Source organism: Paraburkholderia sp. RCC_158, from assembly GCF_041355255.1.
In the GTDB taxonomy this organism is placed as follows: Bacteria; Pseudomonadota; Gammaproteobacteria; order Burkholderiales; family Burkholderiaceae; genus Paraburkholderia; species Paraburkholderia graminis.
In genome coordinates, this window is record NZ_JBFUPM010000027.1 from 43,092 (window position 1) to 59,569 (window position 16,478).

A 16,478-nucleotide genomic window follows, 5' to 3' on the forward strand; every position below is an offset into this window, starting at 1 on the left:
TGCGAAATTGCGCAGTGTGCTTGATGTTTCTTACCGCCCGCCATTTTGTTTGCCCCCGTGCGCTATTGGCGGCCTAGAATAACCGGACGCTTAAAAATACGGATTCAAAGGAGACAAAGGTTGTGCGGGTTTCAACGTCCGCCGGCCGCTCACCGCCATGACCCGTCCGCAAACACCACAGACGACGCATCGAATCGCGCTGCTCTTCAACGCGAACAAGGTCTACGACCGCGAGATCATTACCGGCATCGGCAACTACTTGCTGTCCACGCGCGTGGCGTGGGACCTCTTTCTGGAAGACGACTTTCGCTGCCGGTTGACGGGCATCGAGCGCTTCGACGGCGACGGCATCATCGCGGATTTCGACGACCCTGCCGTGAGCGAGGCGCTGCGCGATTGTCCATTGCCGGTGGTCGCTGTGGGATCGTCATTCGAGGACCCGGCGCAATATCCCCCGGATTTACCCTATATCGCGACGGACAACAGCAAGCTCGTCTCGCTCGCGTACACGCATCTGATTGGCGCGGGCCTCGAACACTTTGCTCTATACAGCCTGCCGCAAGCGCAAGAGAACCGCTGGGCGCAGCAGCGCGAGCTTGCATTCGCACATTTGCGCAACGCGGACGGCCACAGCGCCGAACAGATTCAAAGCGAGATCTATCGCGGTCTTTCCACGAGCGCGCCTTCATGGAACCAGGCGACCGAACAACTCACCGCGTGGCTGCGCGAATTGCCGAAGCCGGTCGGCATTATTGCCGTGACCGACGCGCGTGCGCGGCATTTGCTGCAAGCGTGTCTGATTGCGGGCATTCCGGTGCCGGAAGAAGTGGCGATTATCGGTATCGACAACGATCCGCTCACGCGCACGCTCACTCGTATTCCACTTTCTTCCGTGATTCAGGGTACTGAGGAAATGGGCCGCACTGCGGCTCACCTATTGCATCAGATGCTGCATGGCGCGCGCTTTCCTGGGCGGCGCATTCTCGTGCCGCCTGTTGGCATCAACGTACTCGAATCGACCAGGCATCAGCCGCTCGCGAGTCCCTATGTAATGCGCGCGCGGCATTTTATTCGCCAGTATGCTTGCCAGGGTATTCGCACTGAACAGGTGGCCGACTATGTCGGCGTGTCGCGTTCGTCGCTCGAAGAGTACTTTCGACGCGAGCGCAAGTGCACGGTGCATCAGGAGATCTTGCGCCATAAGCTCGATGTCGCGAAAGCGCTGCTTGCAAAACGCGATGCGTCGAGTGCGGAAGTGGCAATACGTTGCGGCTTTACGTCGCTGCAATACATGTACGCCGTATTTCGTCGGGAGCTTGGGTGCACGCCACGCGAGTACCAGGAGCGCGCGAGCTTGACTCAGGCTTCGACGCCAGGCTGAGCATGCCTTTACTTTTTTATTTTCTATCGACGACATGATCAGCATCGCACAACTTTCTTCCGAGCCGTGGGGCACGCTCAATGGCGGCGATCCGGTACGGCTCTTTACATTGCGTAACGCGCACGGCATGAAGGTCGCGATTAGCGATCTCGGCGCGACGCTGGTTTCATGGCATGCGCCGGATCGCGCGGGACGTCTCGGCGATATTCTTCTCGGCCACGACACACCGGCTCAGTACTTCGCGGCCACGACTTTTATGGGCGGTCTGATTGGCCGCTGGGCGAACCGCATTGCCGACGCGCGTTTTACGCTCGACGGCATCGAATACACACTCGACCGCAATGAAGGCGCGAAGCTGCTGCATGGCGGAAGCGTCGGTTTTCATCGCGCGATATGGGACGTGAGCGAAGACAATGGGTCGCTGTTGATGCGGCTCGAGTCGCCGGAAGGCGATGCCGGTTTTCCAGGCAATGTGACCGCGCAAGTGCGCTACACGCTCGACGACGACGGCACCTTGACCATCGAATACGAGGCCATTGCCGACGCCGCGACGCCGCTCAATCTCACGAGTCATGGGTACTTCAACCTGACGGGCCGCGCGGGCGCCGATATTCGCGGACACATGCTGTCAATCGACGCGGACCGGTTCTTCGAAGTCGACGCAGCGATGATCCCTTCGAAGTTGGCCGACGTAGCGGGCAACGCATTCGACTTCCGGCAAAGCGCGCCGATCGGCGCACGCCTCGAATGGCCGCACGCGCAACTCGTGCAAGCGGGCGGATTCGATCACTGCTACGTGTTGCGCGATGCACCTGGCGGCGCAGGCAAGGTGCGAGAAGTCGCGTGTCTTTACGATCCCGGCAGCGGCCGCGAACTGACCGTGTCGACGGATCAGCGCGGCTTGCAGTTTTATAGCGGCAACTTTCTAAAAGGCGATGCAGGACGCGGCGGAGCTCGCTATCAGACACATGCGGGACTGTGTCTGGAAGCGGGCGGCTTTCCGAACCAGGTCAACATGCCGGAGGAACAGGATGACGTGATCCTGCGACCTGGCGACACGTACCGGCAAGTCACCGCGTATCGCGTGGGTGTGCGCGAAGGCGTGTGACAAAACGCCTTCATTTGCAGTCGCTGGGATTACAGCACGCCGACTTATCAATTGCTGCAAGAGTGAATTACTGCATTGGGGGTTTGCCCTCGAATAACCGCTTCCTACAATCCGCGCATGGTGCCGACGATCCACAGCGGCATCGGACGACACCATTCCCGGAGGGAAGCATCATGAACACGCTGATCAAGGCAGTGACTCTTGCTGTTGCGCTGGCCGCGCCAGTTGCATCGTTTCCACAATCGGAACAGCCGCTCACGCGCGCGGAAGTGAAGGCTCAGTTAAAGCAGATCGAACAGGCCGGTTATAACCCGGCGGCTGCAGTGGATGCCAATTATCCCGCCGATATCCAAGCGGCCGAGGCTCGCGTTGCCGCACAGAACGCAATGGCTCAGAGCGACACGACCGGTTACGGATCGACGGCAACGGGATCGTCGCAAACAGGAGCGGCCGCGCCGGCTCAGTGACGACCGCTTTTCCGTAGATACGACATCGCACAGATTCGCTTTAAGATGACCGCTCGAAACGAGGAGCGGTCATGGGATCAACCGTCAAGAATTCATTGCTGTGGGTGTTCGAGCCTATCGAGGACGACCCCGGTTTCATGAGGAAGCGCTTATTCGGCTTTGAAGCAGCTTATGTCGATGGCTTGCTTTGTCTCTCGGTCGGCAATGGCGAAGAGCCGTGGAATGGATTGCTGGTATGTACATCGCGCGATCGCCACGCAGATCTTATTCGCGAGTTTCCTGAGCTCGCACCGCATCCTGTACTCGGCAAGTGGCTTTATTTGTCGCAGACGCATGAAGAGTTTGAAGCGCTGGCGGGCGCGGTGGTTGAAGTAGTCGGAAGGCGCGACTCGCGTGTCGGCGTCGAGCCCGCGGCAAGAAAGAAGAGCGCGAAAAAGAATCGCTTCGTCTGACGGCACGCGATCGACATCTCGCGATGGGTCCCATCGTCACCTACGACACGAAGATAAACGGAAAGCACCCGCTTGCGCAGTACGGCGAGTTTTATGGCAACCGCGACGGTTGCTTTTTGATCCAATCAGACGCGGGCGCGCACGCCCGTCGCGACAACTCATTCGCGCGCGGCGACTCAATCTTTCGCCTGCGCGTTTCCAATCAGAAAGGCAACGAGTAAGCACCAGCGCCGTCGCCGGTTTGCGACGAGCGCCGCGTCGGCATGCTCAGCCACGGCGAATGTTATTATCGGAAACACGCAATACAATCGCCCTTCAGTAGCAAACAAAGCAGCAACTCATGGACACGCACATCACGAAGCCCGCCGAACCCTTGACGACCGATCTGGGCCGTCGCGTACGCGCCGCCCGTCAGTCGCAAGACCTGACGCTCGAAACCGCGAGCCGCCTGTGCGGCGTCTCACGCTCGACGCTCTCGAAAGTCGAAAACGGCCTCATGTCCCCGACTTTCGACGTGCTGCAAAAAATCGTCCTTGGACTGAAGATCGAGATCGGCGAATTGTTTGGCTCTGCGCCGAAGATCAGCGCAAATGGGCGTCGCGCACTCACGCGCAAAGGCGAAGGACAGCGCCACGCATATCGCGGCTATCAAATGGAATTGCTCGCGACCGATCTCGCGCACAAAGCCATGCTGCCGTTTCGCATCCGCATTTCGGCGCACACGCTCGATGCGTTCGACGACTGGGGCCGCCACGAAGGCGAAGAGTTTCTCTACGTGATTAGCGGCAGCGTGTGCCTCTATTCCGAGTTGTATGCGCCGACGCATCTGAACGCCGGCGACAGCCTCTACTTCGACAGCCGCACCGGCCACGCCGCAGTGTCGACGAGTGAAGAGGATGCCGAAGTATTATGGATGGCGACAAGCGCCGACATTCCGCAAGCACCCGCAATAGACGAATCGCCCCGGAAATAGCGCAACGTCTCAAGCGTTCGCTTGTCCTCGCGCCTGTGCGAGCGCACTGAGATTGCCTTCGCCGAAACCATGATGTCCCTTGCGCTGAACGATCTCGAAGAAAATCTCGCCGGGTCCGCGGCGCACGAAAGTCTGGAAAAACAATAGCGGTATACCGTCCGCGCCAATCTCGCCATCCACGAGAACATGCGTGCGCTTCAGGCGCTCGACGTCGAGTCCATGTCCCGGCAAACGCGCGTCCAGTTGCTCGTAATAGCGCGGCGGCGGCTCGACAAATTGCACACCGTTGGCAAGCAACTGCTCGACGCAAGCGAAGATGTCGTCGGTTGCAAGTGCAATGTGCTGCACGCCCTCTCCCGGATGATCGGGCAAGTATTCGTGCATCAGGTTCGTACGGCGCGTGCCTTCCTCGTAAAGCGGAATGCGGATCGCGCCGCACGGCGACACCATCACACGCGATTCCGCCGACACATGCCAATTCGCGTGCAGTTCGTGAATCTCGCGGAAATTGAGCAGATCGCGATAGAAGTCGAGCCACTCCTGCATGCGGCCTTCGCCGACCGTTTGCGTCAAGTGATCCACTGCGACGAGGCCGGTGCCCGCATGGCTCAGATCCGCCTGCGCGGTGTCGATCTGGATCGGACGGAAGTCGATGTCGAAGATCGAAATATCGCCAAGCCCGCCGCGCTGGCCGCCGCGTCCGCGCCAACGGTCGACAAAGTAAATGTGTGAATCGCCAATGCCCTGAATGGCCGGAATCAGCAACTCGCCTGCGCCGATTCGCTCGCCTTCGAACGCCCACGCGCCGAGTTCGATTGCGCGGTCGAAAGCGCGCTGCGCATCGGCCACGCGAATGCCGATCGCGCAAATGCCGGCGCCGTACTCTTCGGCGTAGCGCGCGGCGAACGAATCCGGCTCCGCGTTGATCAGGAAATTCATTTCGCCCTGCCGGTATAGCGTGACGTCCTTGCTGATGTGGCGGGCAATCGCCTTGAAGCCGAGTCTGACGAACGTGTCGCCGAGCGCCCGCGGATCGCGCGAGGCGAACTCCACGAATTCGATGCCGGCCGTGCCGAGCGGATTGTGCTCAGGCGCCGACACAGCGCGAAGCGCGGCCTCTGGAGTGGGCAAGTCGCTGGGCATGGCAATCTCCTTGTACTGTGTTTCGACGCTGTTTTCTGTGTGGCTCATCGCGGTGGAAGCCGTGCAGCACTCGCAGTGTGACACTGCGTGGGCGATGTGATGCAACCGCGCGCGGTCGTCGACGGCTTTCGCACCGTGTTTTTACACCGGCTCGCGCCTGGTTCGCAACTTGAATTTGTACTGGATGGTTCACAAACACCGTGAGTCGCGCGCTCGAATATCCGGTGCTCCGGTGAGCGCAATGAGCCTGAAACGCCAACTCTGTTACTTCGCCGCCGCCGTGCGGCGCACCCGCTTGCGCACAGGCTTGCTCGCCAGTTTGCCACCGCTCGCCGCCATCCTCGATTGCGCGACCTCTCGCACCGCGTCGATAAACGCACGCCCCACCGGCGAAGGCTGCGTGTCCGAGCGCCGGATCAGACCGACAGGCTCGTCGGTGCCCGCAAACGGCAACGGCAAACGCACGAACATGCCGTGCGCCAACTCGTACTCCACCGCGCTCAGCGGCACGAACCAGACGGCGTCGTTCTCGAGCGTCAATGCACGCCCCGTCGACACCGACAACACTTCGACAAACGCGGACAACGGCAGCACGCCCCATGCGCTCAGCAGACTGTCCGCCGACTGCCGGATCAGCGTGCCGAACGGCGGCAACACCACCGGGAAATCCTGCAATGCGGCGGACGGCAGGCCCGGCGTGTCGCCGAGCGGATGCCCCGCCCGCACGACGGCGATCAGCGGTTCGCTGAACAACTGCTCGAAGCTGAGGCCGACCATGCGCTCGGGATCGGCGAGCCGGCCGACTGCGAATTCAATCGTGCCCGCTTTCAGGCGCTCGAGCAATTCGGGGTTCGCGCCGGTTGCCAGACGCACGATCACGCGCGGCCAGAGCGACGCAAACCGCTTGAGGACAGGCGGCATCAGCGCGGCGGCGACGGTCGGAAGAATCCCAACTTCGAGCGTGGCCGCGGCGGCGCCTTCGGCGCGCGAAAGCAGATCGACGCCTTGCCGCAATGCGCTGACGCAGGCGCTCGCGTGCGGCATGAAGAGTTGACCTTCGCGCGTCGGCACTGCGCCGTGACGGCCGCGCTCGAACAGCTTCACGCCGAGAATGGCCTCGAGTTCGGCGACCGTCTTGGAGACGGCGGGCTGGGTGATCGACAGGCTGTCAGCCGCCCGCTGGACGCTGCCGAACTGGGCAACGGCCAGAAAGCACTGAAGATGACGGAATTTGACGCGACTGTCCGCGAGGCTGCGTTGCATAACGGCAGGTTATACGAAAAACGCCAAAACGTCATTTTTCATAACCGGACAGTTTGGATAAAGTGGCTTCATAAACTTGCATCCCACAATCCCCGAAGGAGACATCGATGGACGATTCCTTTCTCAGCGCACGCGATTTCGCGTCGCATCCCGAGTACATTTATCCCGGCTACGGTTCGTCGGTTAAACGCGGTCCCACGCGTCCGCTGATCCCGTTGAAGGAAAAGCTGCGCGATCAGCGCGTGCCCGTCTACGGCACCGAAGACCTCGGCGCGCTCGACAACGATCTGACCCGCAACGCCGTGCGTAATGGCGAGCCGCTCGGCGAACGCATCATCGTGACGGGCCGTGTGCTCGACGAGGGCGGCCGACCGGTGCGCAACACGCTCGTCGAAATCTGGCAGGCGAACGCCGCGGGCCGTTACGTGCACAAGGTCGATCAGCACGACGCGCCGCTCGATCCGAATTTCTTGGGCGCGGGCCGCTGCATCACCGATAACGAAGGCCGTTATCGCTTTCTGACGATCAAACCCGGCGCGTATCCGTGGGGCAATCATCCGAATGCATGGCGCCCGAATCACATCCACTTCTCGCTGTTCGGCGAGCATTTCGGTTCGCGCCTCGTCACCCAAATGTATTTTCCGGGCGACCCGCTGCTGGCTTTCGATCCGATCTTCCAGGGCACGCCGGAGCATGCGCGTGACCGGCTGATAGCCAACTTCTCGCTCGACACGACGCAAGAGTCGTACGCGCTCGGCTACGACTTCGACATCGTGCTGCGCGGCCGCAACGAAACTCCGATGGAGCGCTAAGCCATGACCACTCTCAAGCAAACGCCCTCGCAGACGGTCGGACCGTACTTCGCGTACGGCCTGTGCCCGCAGCAATACGATTTCGACTTCAAGAGCCTGTTCACGCCGGTTCTCGCGGACCGCGAGGCGGCCGGCGAGCACATCACGATCGTGGGCCAGGTGTTCGACGGCGACGGCAACGTGATTGGCGATGCGATGCTCGAAGTGTCGCAAGTAGACGCGGACGGGCACTATCCGGAATCGCGCGAGGACATCCTGAAGACCGGTTTTCGCGGCTTTGCCCGCGTCGGCACGGGCACGGACCCGCACAAGCGCTTTGTCGTGGAGACCATCAAGCCCGGCCGCGTGAGTGCGGACGAGGCGCCGCATCTGAACGTGATCGTCACGATGCGAGGCATGCTGCTGCACACGTTCACACGCATTTATTTCGAGGACGAAGCGAATGCCAATGAACGCGATCCGGTACTGGCAGCCGTTCCGGCCGATCGCCGCGATACGCTGATCGCGCGGCGCGACGCGAATACCGCGAACGTGTATCGCTTCGACATCCGCATGCAGGGCGACAAGGAAACGGTTTTTTTCGACCTGTGACGCGGAATCCCTACACTTTCATATAGCTTTCGCCTACACTGAAAGCGATCCGTCAAGCGACTGGATCGCGAAACTCCGAGTAGTTGAGCCCGCCTTAGTGCGGGCTTTTTTTGCGTCCGCTGAAAATGCAGGATCGATCTGCAGGCTCGATCATCACAACGAGCAACGCAGCCAGCGGCGGATTCTGATCACGTCCGCAATATGATCGTGCGGACCTGGCGCGCCGAGCACGACAATGTCGATCGGCCTGCCGTGCACGATCATTCGCACGACAACGCAGTGTCCCGCCTCGTTAATGAAGCCGGTTTTCTGCAATACGATCGACCGGTCGCCGCTTCTCACCAGCGCATTCGAGTTGTGATAACTCAAACGCGCGCGCGGACCGCCAGGAAATACCCACTGGTCGCGGTCGGTCGAATATGCGCGAATCAGCGGATAGCGGCTGGCGGCCGCCACGAGCCGAGCCAAGTCGCGCGCCGTCGACACGTTATGCGACGACAAGCCCGTGCCGTTTACAAACGACGTATGGCGCATGCCGAGCGCGCGCGCCTTCGCGTTCATCGCGGCCACGAAGCCCGGCCTGCCGCCGGCGTAATCGCGGCTCAACGCGGCAGCCGCGCGATTTTCCGACGACATCAGCGCAATGTGCAGCATGTCGTGGCGCGACAAAACCGAGCCGACGCTCAGACGCGAACCTGTGAACTTGTCGAAATCCTGATCTTGGACGGTGACGTTCAGCGGTGCATCGAGTGCGTGCCGTGTGTCGAGCGCGACGACCGCCGTCATTAGTTTGGATACCGAAGCGATCGGCATCACGCGATCGGCCTGCTTTTCGGTGAGCACGGTTTGCGTTCGTTCGTCGACCACGAAGACTGAACGCGCGCGCAGCAATGCGCGAGACTTTGGCGTATATCCGCAGCGGGGCAACAGGCGGAGCCCCGCATGGGCCCCATGTGCGGTATTCATCGATGTACGCGATGCGGGTTCTCGAGGCTGCCGGTTGCGATGCGCGGTCACTCCGGCAGTACGCCGTCCATTGCGCGGCTCGCGCGCAATGCGTGCGGCGTGGCGGCGCGATTTCGGCGCGAGCTTGCTTGCGTGCATGGAACGCTCGTCGTCGGTGACATGCTTGCGCCTGTGCGCCTTACGCGTGGCGACCTTGTTCGCTTTTCCGGCGCTTCGCGCTTTGGCCTTCGACGTGTGCCGCGGGGGCGGCGAGATATGACGGCTCACGCGGACCGACGAATGCCCAACAGGCTCGTGAGTCGCCCCGAAGGTCCAGCCGACGTTCAGGCACAACAGGCCGAGCACGGCGACATAACGGAGCCACGCAGCAAAACGGAATTCAGGAAATGACGATGAAGGAGTGGGTCGACGGTACGGCATTCAGCTTCCAGTTCTGTGCCGCGCGCGCCCGTGATGAAGAACTGCAGCGGAGCGCGTGGCCGGCAACGACCCGGGGATGTTAAGGGAGATCGCGCACACGATCAACGGCAAATGTCCGCGCCGGTTCGTCGTAAGCGGCGTGGATGTCGCGACAGCACCGCGAACGCTTAGCAGCGAAAGTGGTCGATGTTCTGTCCGGCGTAAATGGCGCGCGCGAGCCAGTCCGGCTTGTCGCCGTGGCCGTCCCACGTATTGCCGAACGCGTCGCGATACATGACCGCGCGCGTCGCGGCGGCGTCTGCGGCTATCGACTCGCCGAGCGCTTCGATCGTGATGCCGTATTCGTCCATGCGCCGGCGTATCCACGCGATCAGGCGCTCACGCGCATTTCCGTCGAGGTCGAACAGCCGTTGTTGTTCTTCTCGCTCTTTCATCATGACCGGTTGCAGCTAATAATGTTTGTGATGGAAATAAAATGGCTTGGCTAAAAGAACGCGAAGCCTATGCGCTATTCACGCATGATTGAGATGAGCCGCGTGCAATTGAGCTTGCAATGCCTCTCCCGATGCGCAAAGAAACGCATCTGGAAATCATGCCCAGCAAGTCTCGGATTTAAGGGGAATTCGCCGCTACTGCTTGAATCGCACCGCGCTTGCCCGGAGTCCCGAAGCACCTTCAGCGTATGAAACCAATTCTAGCATTCAAACAATTCTGCTTGCAGCCAGCGTGTACTTCTTTGCATTGCGCGGCGCTTATTGTTTATTGCATTGTGAATATCGCCGATGTGAAACCGATTCAATAAAGCAGAAGCGGCACGCTCACGCCCGTGCTATGTTTCGGCACATCCTCTGTTCATACTCAGTGGAAACGCAAAGGAGACACGCCATGCCTGCCTCAACCGCCATCCTCACTATTCTTGCCGCGCTGCTGTTAGGCGCGATGAGTCCGGGACCGAGTTTCGTCATCGTCGCGCGCAATGCGATTGGTCTGTCGCGCGGCGACGGTCTGGCAACGGCGCTCGGCATGGGCATCGGCGGCGTGTTTTTTAGCGGCATTGCACTGCTCGGCTTATACACGTTGCTGGCGACCGTCGAATGGCTTTATATCGGCCTGAAAGTGGCCGGCGGGCTTTACCTCATTTATCTGGCCTCGAAGATCTGGCGCGGCGCGGCCAAACCGCTTGCGTTCGACGCGACGCAAAGCGTGCCGACCAATCCACGTCGATCTTTCTGGATCGGTCTCAGCACGCAACTCAGCAATCCCAAGACAGCGGTTTATTACGGCAGTATTTTCGCGGCGCTTTTGCCGCAGCATCCGCCGCTCTGGTGTTATTTCGCGTTGCCGCCCGCCATCTTCGCCATCGAAGCGGGCTGGTACACGATCGTCGCCTTGTGCTTTTCGAGCAAGCGCCCGCGCGAAATCTATCTGCAGTGGAAAGCGTGGATCGATCGCATCGCCGCAAGCGCCGTCGCGGCACTTGGCTTGCGTTTGATCGTGACCGCGCACAAGGTCGGTATCTGACATTGTGCGGACCAACGGCTTTGCTTGCATCGACGAAAAGCCGTTGGCCGCAAACAGGGCGGCTATCAGGGCCGCATTGCCAGGCCGCGGCCGGCTGCGAGCGAACGACTCTCCAACGATAGTTACAAGATAAGTGTTGACGCCGGTATGCCCCAGCGGTTACTGTTGCATCCGAAGTTCAAGAAGTTCGATTGCTGTTCATCAATGTCTCGCTCCCTCAGCGGTATTCGTTGTCCTCTCCCTCCTTGACGCTTCAGCCGCTCTTTCGCAAGAGCATATTTTCTATTTCTTTCCTCAAGGATTCTTCATGGATACCGGTACCGTTAAGTGGTTCAACGACAGCAAAGGCTTTGGCTTCATCACCCCGGACAAGGGCGGCGACGACCTGTTCGCGCACTTCTCCGAAATCAGCGGCAACGGCTTCAAGACGCTCGCTGAAAACCAGAAGGTGAGCTTCGAAACCAAGCAAGGCCCGAAGGGTCTGCAAGCGGCCAACATCACGCCGCTCTAAGCAAAGTTTGAAGGGCTCGGTGTCCGGCAACGGACATCGGGCTGCAGCGACATCCTCGCGGAGCTTCGTCTCCCACAGTTGGCGCGCGATCGCTTCAGAGTTGCAGCTATGTCGGCAACTCGCCCGAGCGCCAAACGCCTCGTTGCACCTCATTCCCCTTTCGGCTTCAACGCCCTTTTAGCTTTCCGGCTGCGCCCTGATTCGGCTCGCAATGGCTTTGAATCGGCTCGTCCGCGCGACTCAATGACAGTTCGCATGGCGGCCGCGCACCCGTACATTATTAAAATACAAATGCAAAACAAACATATTCATCATTACAACGGCTATGCCGTTCAACCTTCGGCGCACCGTCTGCCCGATGGCACCTTCTCGTCCAACCTGCTGCTCGAACGCGCTGACAGCGCGCGCGCGGATGGCCTCTACCAGTTCTATTCGCTCGACTACTTCGCCGACGAAGAACAGGCATTGGAGCATTCCGCACGTTGGGCACGCGAGTGGGTCGATACGCGCGGTTGACGCCACGATAAGCGCGCGAAGTCAGAAGCTCTGATCTATTGCCGCTTATCGTCAAAGCACAGGCCAGAACGGCCACGCTTTTCGTGCCCAATTTATCGGCACGCGGATAAAGAATCCGCTTCGACAGCCGTTATGCGAACTATGGCGCGGCCTCGCCCGCGCTCCCTATTTCGCGCTCAACGCACTGTCGAATCCGATAAATGAACCGTCTGACACTAAAACAGAAGTTGTGGGTGCCCCTGCTGCTTTGCTGGGTAGCGCTGCTGATCGTGACTGTCGTCAACGCGCTCGAAGCGCGTAGCGCACAAATGGACGCGCGTCGCTCGGCGCTTGCCGACGTCACGGACATGGCGGCGTCGATTGTCGCGGACTACGCGAAGCAGGCGGACGCCGGCAAGCTTTCCGTCGACGACGCGAAGCAGCAGGCCATTGCCCGCGTGACGGCACAGCGTTATGGCAAATCGGGCTACGTGACGATCGTGCGCAGCGACTCCGTAATGGTCGCTCATCCGATGAGCCCGCAGCTCAACGGCAAGGACATGAGCGGCTTTCGCGACGCAAAGGGCTCCGCGCTCTATCACGACATCGCCGCGGCGGGCGGCTCGTCGGCCGGCTCGGGCTACCTGCGTTACTGGTGGCCGAAACCCGGCGAGACCAAACCCAGCGAAAAGATCGGCTACGTGAAGCGCTTTGCGCCGTGGAACTGGGACTTCATCGCCGGCGCCTATATGGACGACATTCAGGCGCAGTTCTACGAGACGCTGCTGCGCTCGGGCGGCATGCTGCTCGTACTCGGCGTGCTCGTGTCGTTCGTCGCGTCGCGCGTGGTGCGCAACGTCTCGCGTTCGATCGGCGGCGAGCCGTCCGCGGCGGCGCAGATCGCCATGCGCATCGCTCGCGGCGATCTCGCGACGCCTATCGACTTGCGTGGCGACGATACCTCCAGCCTCCTCTTCTCACTGCGCGAAATGCGCGATCAGCTCGCGGCCACCGTCGCGCGCATCAAAAATTCGGCCGACACGATCACCGTGGCTTCCAAGGAAATCGCCGCGGGCAATCTGGATTTGTCGAGCCGCACCGAAGAACAGGCGGCGTCGTTGCAGCAAACCGCCGCCAGCATGGATGAACTCACCAAAACTGTCACGCAGAACGCGGACAACGCGGCGACCGCGTCCGAACTCGCGAGAGACGCGTCGAGCATCGCCGCGCGCGGCGGCGAGGTCGTCAACGACGTCGTCGAGAAAATGGCCGGCATTACCGATAGTTCGCGCAAGATCGGCGAGATCATCAGCGTGATCGAGGGCATTGCGTTTCAGACGAACATCCTCGCGCTCAACGCCGCGGTCGAAGCCGCGCGCGCCGGCGAAGAAGGCCGCGGTTTCGCGGTTGTCGCGGGCGAAGTGCGCAATCTCGCGCAGCGCAGCGCGACGGCGGCCAAGGAAATCAAGGTGTTGATCGACCAGTCCGTCGAGCAGGTCGGCGAAGGTTCGACGCTGGCCGGCAAGGCCGGCAGCACGATCGGCGAGGTCGTCGAGGCGGTGCGCCGCGTCACGGCGATCATGAACGAAATTTCGGCGGCGTCGAAGGAGCAAAGCTCCGGTATCGGGGAAGTGAATCTCGCGATTCGCCAGATGGACGACGTCACGCAGCGCAACGCCGCGCTTGTCGAGCAGGCCGCGGCCGCCGCAGGCTCGCTGGACGAGCAGACCGAGCGGCTGCGCGAGGCCGTCGCGGTGTTCAGGGTCGGGCAAGCCGGCTGATCTTTGCCGACGACGCACGCACGTTTCTCGCGCGCATAAAAAAAAGGTGCCGCGAACGGCACCTTTTTGTACAACAAGCAGCTTCTGGTGAAGCTTAGAAGCGGTGACGCAGACCGACCGTAGCAGCCGTCTGGTTCTTCGACGACGACGGAGCTTGCGTGATATCGCCGCTGTAGATCGAAGCGACACCGCCGTCGCCCATTGCGTGCTGGTACACGGCTTGAGCGTAGACGTCCGTACGACGCGACAGCGAGTAGTCAGCCTGCAGGCCGATCTGGTGGTAACGAACCGAGGTCGAGCCACCGTTTGCGGCAACGCCATAACCCTTGCCGTCGGTGAACGTGTACGCCACGCCCAGGCCGAGAGCCGGGGTCAGGTTGTACTTGCCGTTGACTTCGTAGTTGTTAGCGCGCAGCGATTGCTGAACACCTGCAACGTTGTCGATACGCGATTGCGTCCATGCCAGACCGACAGTTGCCGGGCCGAACGAGTACGAACCTGCCGCGCCGAATTCGCGCTGACGGAAGTTGCCCGTCAAGCCTGCGAACGCGCCGTCCGAAGCGCCGCCGTTGCTAGCCGTGCCTGCTGCGTTCGTTGCGCCCGGGTTGTTCTGCTGTGCGTAAGCAGCGCCCAAACGCAGACCTTGCCACTGGTAAGCAGCGCCCAAGCTGTATTCGCGGTTGTTTGCGAATGCGCCAGCCTGGTTCGAGAAGCCGTACGTGCCGCCGAACGTGAAGCCAGCGTAGTTAGCGCTCGAGTACTTGACCGAGTTGTTGACTGCGAAGCCGCCGTTCGTGTTCAGGTTGTCGTTGTTGAACGGGTGCGCGAAGTACGTGCCGCCCCAGCTGCCCGTTGCGGTCAGCGGTGCCAGGTAGTCTTGCGCTGCGTCGTATTGACGGCCCAGCGTGACCGAACCGAATTGCGCGCTCGACAGACCGACGAATGCCTGACGGTTGAACATGCCGTTGTTGTTAGCGAAACGGCCGTTGTTGATGTTAAAGCCGCTTTCCAACGTGAAGATTGCCTTCAGGCCGCCACCCAGGTCTTCCGAACCGCGCAGACCGAAACGGCTCTGATCGATGCCGCCGCTGCCGGCTGCCCACTTCGAGTTGTGAGCAACGTTGCTCGTGTAGGTCACGCCAGCGTCCAGCAGGCCGTACAGGGTGACGCTGCTTTGTGCGTGAGCAACGGATGCGAACGATGCGGCAACCGCAACGACGATGAGACTCTTTTTCATGCGTGGGACTCCTGTTCGATAAATTTTCGTTGGGGAGCGGGACCAGCCTCGGCGGTGCACGGAGGCGCCGCCGCCCTTGACGCCGCCCCGTTCTGGGACGGCCGGGCACCCTTGAAACGAAGCGTGAGTGTAGGGGGTCACCCTAATAGCGGCGCGCGCAATTCACGCAACACGGTCTTGCCCGATCCGCAATAATCGAACGGCCGTTTCCGCTAAGTTATTGTTTTTGGAGAATTAACCGGAATAAGGGACAGGCGGGCCGACTGCCTTCGCCATAAAATATTTGCAACTTTTCAATAACTCAAGTTGCGCAAATGCAACAGGTTGTAATACGCGCGAAGCAATACGGGGAGCAGGCGGGCAATTAACCGCTCGCGAAGTTTGCTTATTAATTAAGCAGCATTGCCAGCGGGTAATGCGCGGTTAGGTTTATTTACGAATTCCGGGAACTAAATCGAATTAATACTGTCTTCTCGCGTGGATTGCCTATTAAAACCGTATCCAGTTCTCGCGCAGAAAATGAAAAGCCGCCCATTAGGCGGCTTATTGCGGTTGCGGAATGACGCCGCACTCACATTATTCGATGCTGATAAGTGAATGATAAGTGAAGCCTTCAGCACGGGCGTTGCCCGGAGGTGAACTGCGGCGCCGACCGCCGCGTGACAAACCCGGTGCTGAAAGCGGACGGCAATGCATCGAACAGCCTTCCATCTACATTAACGGCACGGCCGTTCGCCTTTTCACGAGTAGTTTCCCCAATTCCGTCGGCTGGACTCCGTGATCTAGGAGTCGTCTTCGGGCAGCCCGAGCGCGTCCTCGTCCTCTGGGGAACTGCCGGGCGCCAGCGGATCGGTGTCGGGCGGCGTGTCCGTCAACGGACGTGGCTGCTCTTCCGGCGCATCGAGCGGCTGGTTCGACGGGTCGGCAATGGGGTCGATGGTGGGATCGGTTTGCATGGTCAGCCTCCTGCGGATGGGAACATCTCCCACCGTGAGCCGCGCAACGGCTATTCCCGCGGTGTGCCGCTTCAGCGGCTTGGGCCGAAGCCCTTGATCGTCGATGTAGAAACTGCGCTTGCGCGTAGCGGAAATTTCCTGCGTCGTTGCTGCGGCGACATTCCTTTAAGGGCGATCCGCGCCGGACGTCGTCGGATTATCGGCGGCGCCTGTCAGAAAAGGCTCCAGCCCAAACAGCCACGCAAAGCAGAACGTGATGCACGCCAGCAGGCTGAGTTGACGCGACGGCGCACTGTCGACGACGCCGTGCAACGGCGTGACGAGCACGGGCTGGGACTGTGAAAACTCTGTAGCGGTCTGGTCTTGTGGCATGGCGGTTCTCGTTATTTGACTTCTATCTG

19 protein-coding genes are annotated in these 16,478 nt (G+C 60.6%); 12 read left to right on the forward strand and 7 right to left on the reverse strand.

Annotation, left to right across the window (positions count from 1 at the left end):
• The first annotated feature begins 157 nt into the window (after positions 1-157).
• From AB6809_RS31880 to AB6809_RS31905, 6 genes are all read left to right on the forward strand, one after another.
• Positions 158-1,381, forward strand: a complete 1,224-nt coding sequence (locus tag AB6809_RS31880) for a DNA-binding transcriptional regulator (protein WP_006047716.1) — start codon at positions 158-160, stop codon at positions 1,379-1,381.
• 34 nt (positions 1,382-1,415) lie between these two features.
• Positions 1,416-2,489: an aldose epimerase family protein gene (locus AB6809_RS31885; protein WP_029971562.1), complete on the forward strand. Its 1,074-nt coding sequence runs from the start codon at positions 1,416-1,418 to the stop codon at positions 2,487-2,489.
• Between the two features lie 173 nt (positions 2,490-2,662).
• Complete coding sequence (locus AB6809_RS31890; RefSeq protein ID WP_029971561.1) at positions 2,663-2,956, forward strand: DUF4148 domain-containing protein; 294 nt, start codon at positions 2,663-2,665, stop codon at positions 2,954-2,956.
• Between the two features lie 71 nt (positions 2,957-3,027).
• Entirely contained in the window at positions 3,028-3,408 is a 381-nt protein-coding gene (locus tag AB6809_RS31895) for a hypothetical protein (protein WP_006047713.1), read from the forward strand.
• 23 nt (positions 3,409-3,431) lie between these two features.
• Complete coding sequence (locus AB6809_RS31900; protein ID WP_006047712.1) at positions 3,432-3,629, forward strand: hypothetical protein; 198 nt, start codon at positions 3,432-3,434, stop codon at positions 3,627-3,629.
• Between the two features lie 119 nt (positions 3,630-3,748).
• The gene (locus tag AB6809_RS31905) at positions 3,749-4,381 is read left to right on the forward strand and encodes a helix-turn-helix domain-containing protein (protein WP_029971560.1); all 633 of its coding nucleotides are present in this window, start codon (positions 3,749-3,751) and stop codon (positions 4,379-4,381) included.
• A gap of 9 nt (positions 4,382-4,390) precedes the next feature.
• Here AB6809_RS31905 and AB6809_RS31910 read toward each other — a convergent pair whose 3' ends face one another.
• Positions 4,391-5,524: a 4-hydroxyphenylpyruvate dioxygenase family protein gene (locus AB6809_RS31910; RefSeq protein WP_029971558.1), complete on the reverse strand. Its 1,134-nt coding sequence runs from the start codon at positions 5,522-5,524 to the stop codon at positions 4,391-4,393.
• A 264-nt stretch (positions 5,525-5,788) separates the two neighbouring features.
• Entirely contained in the window at positions 5,789-6,787 is a 999-nt protein-coding gene (gene pcaQ, locus AB6809_RS31915) for a pca operon transcription factor PcaQ (RefSeq protein ID WP_029971557.1), read from the reverse strand.
• Between the two features lie 107 nt (positions 6,788-6,894).
• On the opposite strand from pcaQ, the gene pcaH reads away from it, so the two are divergent.
• Both pcaH and pcaG read left to right on the forward strand, forming a co-directional pair.
• Positions 6,895-7,599, forward strand: coding sequence for a protocatechuate 3,4-dioxygenase subunit beta (gene pcaH / locus AB6809_RS31920; RefSeq protein WP_006047708.1), 705 nt, complete (start codon positions 6,895-6,897; stop codon positions 7,597-7,599).
• A 3-nt stretch (positions 7,600-7,602) separates the two neighbouring features.
• Positions 7,603-8,190 (forward strand): protocatechuate 3,4-dioxygenase subunit alpha, encoded by a 588-nt coding sequence (gene pcaG / locus AB6809_RS31925; protein WP_029971556.1) that lies wholly within the window; start codon positions 7,603-7,605, stop codon positions 8,188-8,190.
• A gap of 153 nt (positions 8,191-8,343) precedes the next feature.
• Here pcaG and AB6809_RS31930 read toward each other — a convergent pair whose 3' ends face one another.
• Together AB6809_RS31930 and AB6809_RS31935 are read right to left on the reverse strand one after the other, a co-directional pair.
• Positions 8,344-9,576, reverse strand: coding sequence for a serine hydrolase (locus tag AB6809_RS31930; protein ID WP_029971554.1), 1,233 nt, complete (start codon positions 9,574-9,576; stop codon positions 8,344-8,346).
• Between the two features lie 167 nt (positions 9,577-9,743).
• Positions 9,744-10,010: an H-NS family nucleoid-associated regulatory protein gene (locus AB6809_RS31935; RefSeq protein ID WP_029971552.1), complete on the reverse strand. Its 267-nt coding sequence runs from the start codon at positions 10,008-10,010 to the stop codon at positions 9,744-9,746.
• A 451-nt stretch (positions 10,011-10,461) separates the two neighbouring features.
• Here AB6809_RS31935 and AB6809_RS31940 point away from each other — a divergent pair, with 451 nt between their 5' ends.
• The 4 genes from AB6809_RS31940 to AB6809_RS31955 all read left to right on the forward strand — a co-directional run bounded on the left by AB6809_RS31940 (position 10,462) and on the right by AB6809_RS31955 (position 13,884).
• Positions 10,462-11,097, forward strand: coding sequence for a LysE family translocator (locus tag AB6809_RS31940; RefSeq protein ID WP_006047704.1), 636 nt, complete (start codon positions 10,462-10,464; stop codon positions 11,095-11,097).
• A 307-nt stretch (positions 11,098-11,404) separates the two neighbouring features.
• Complete coding sequence (locus AB6809_RS31945) at positions 11,405-11,608, forward strand: cold-shock protein (protein WP_006047703.1); 204 nt, start codon at positions 11,405-11,407, stop codon at positions 11,606-11,608.
• Positions 11,609-11,899: 291 nt separating this feature from the next.
• Positions 11,900-12,124 (forward strand): hypothetical protein, encoded by a 225-nt coding sequence (locus AB6809_RS31950; RefSeq protein ID WP_029971551.1) that lies wholly within the window; start codon positions 11,900-11,902, stop codon positions 12,122-12,124.
• A 200-nt stretch (positions 12,125-12,324) separates the two neighbouring features.
• Complete coding sequence (locus AB6809_RS31955; protein ID WP_371028028.1) at positions 12,325-13,884, forward strand: methyl-accepting chemotaxis protein; 1,560 nt, start codon at positions 12,325-12,327, stop codon at positions 13,882-13,884.
• A gap of 94 nt (positions 13,885-13,978) precedes the next feature.
• Here the strand turns inward: AB6809_RS31955 and AB6809_RS31960 are convergent, their stop codons facing one another.
• The 3 genes from AB6809_RS31960 to AB6809_RS31970 form a co-directional block, all read right to left on the reverse strand.
• Positions 13,979-15,121 carry a porin gene (locus AB6809_RS31960; protein WP_006047700.1) on the reverse strand — a complete coding sequence of 381 codons (1,143 nt, stop codon included), beginning with the start codon at positions 15,119-15,121 and terminating at the stop codon, positions 13,979-13,981.
• Positions 15,122-15,903: 782 nt separating this feature from the next.
• Positions 15,904-16,077, reverse strand: coding sequence for a hypothetical protein (locus AB6809_RS31965; RefSeq protein ID WP_165919888.1), 174 nt, complete (start codon positions 16,075-16,077; stop codon positions 15,904-15,906).
• Between the two features lie 165 nt (positions 16,078-16,242).
• Positions 16,243-16,449, reverse strand: coding sequence for a hypothetical protein (locus AB6809_RS31970; protein WP_029971549.1), 207 nt, complete (start codon positions 16,447-16,449; stop codon positions 16,243-16,245).
• Positions 16,450-16,478 lie beyond the last annotated feature (29 nt).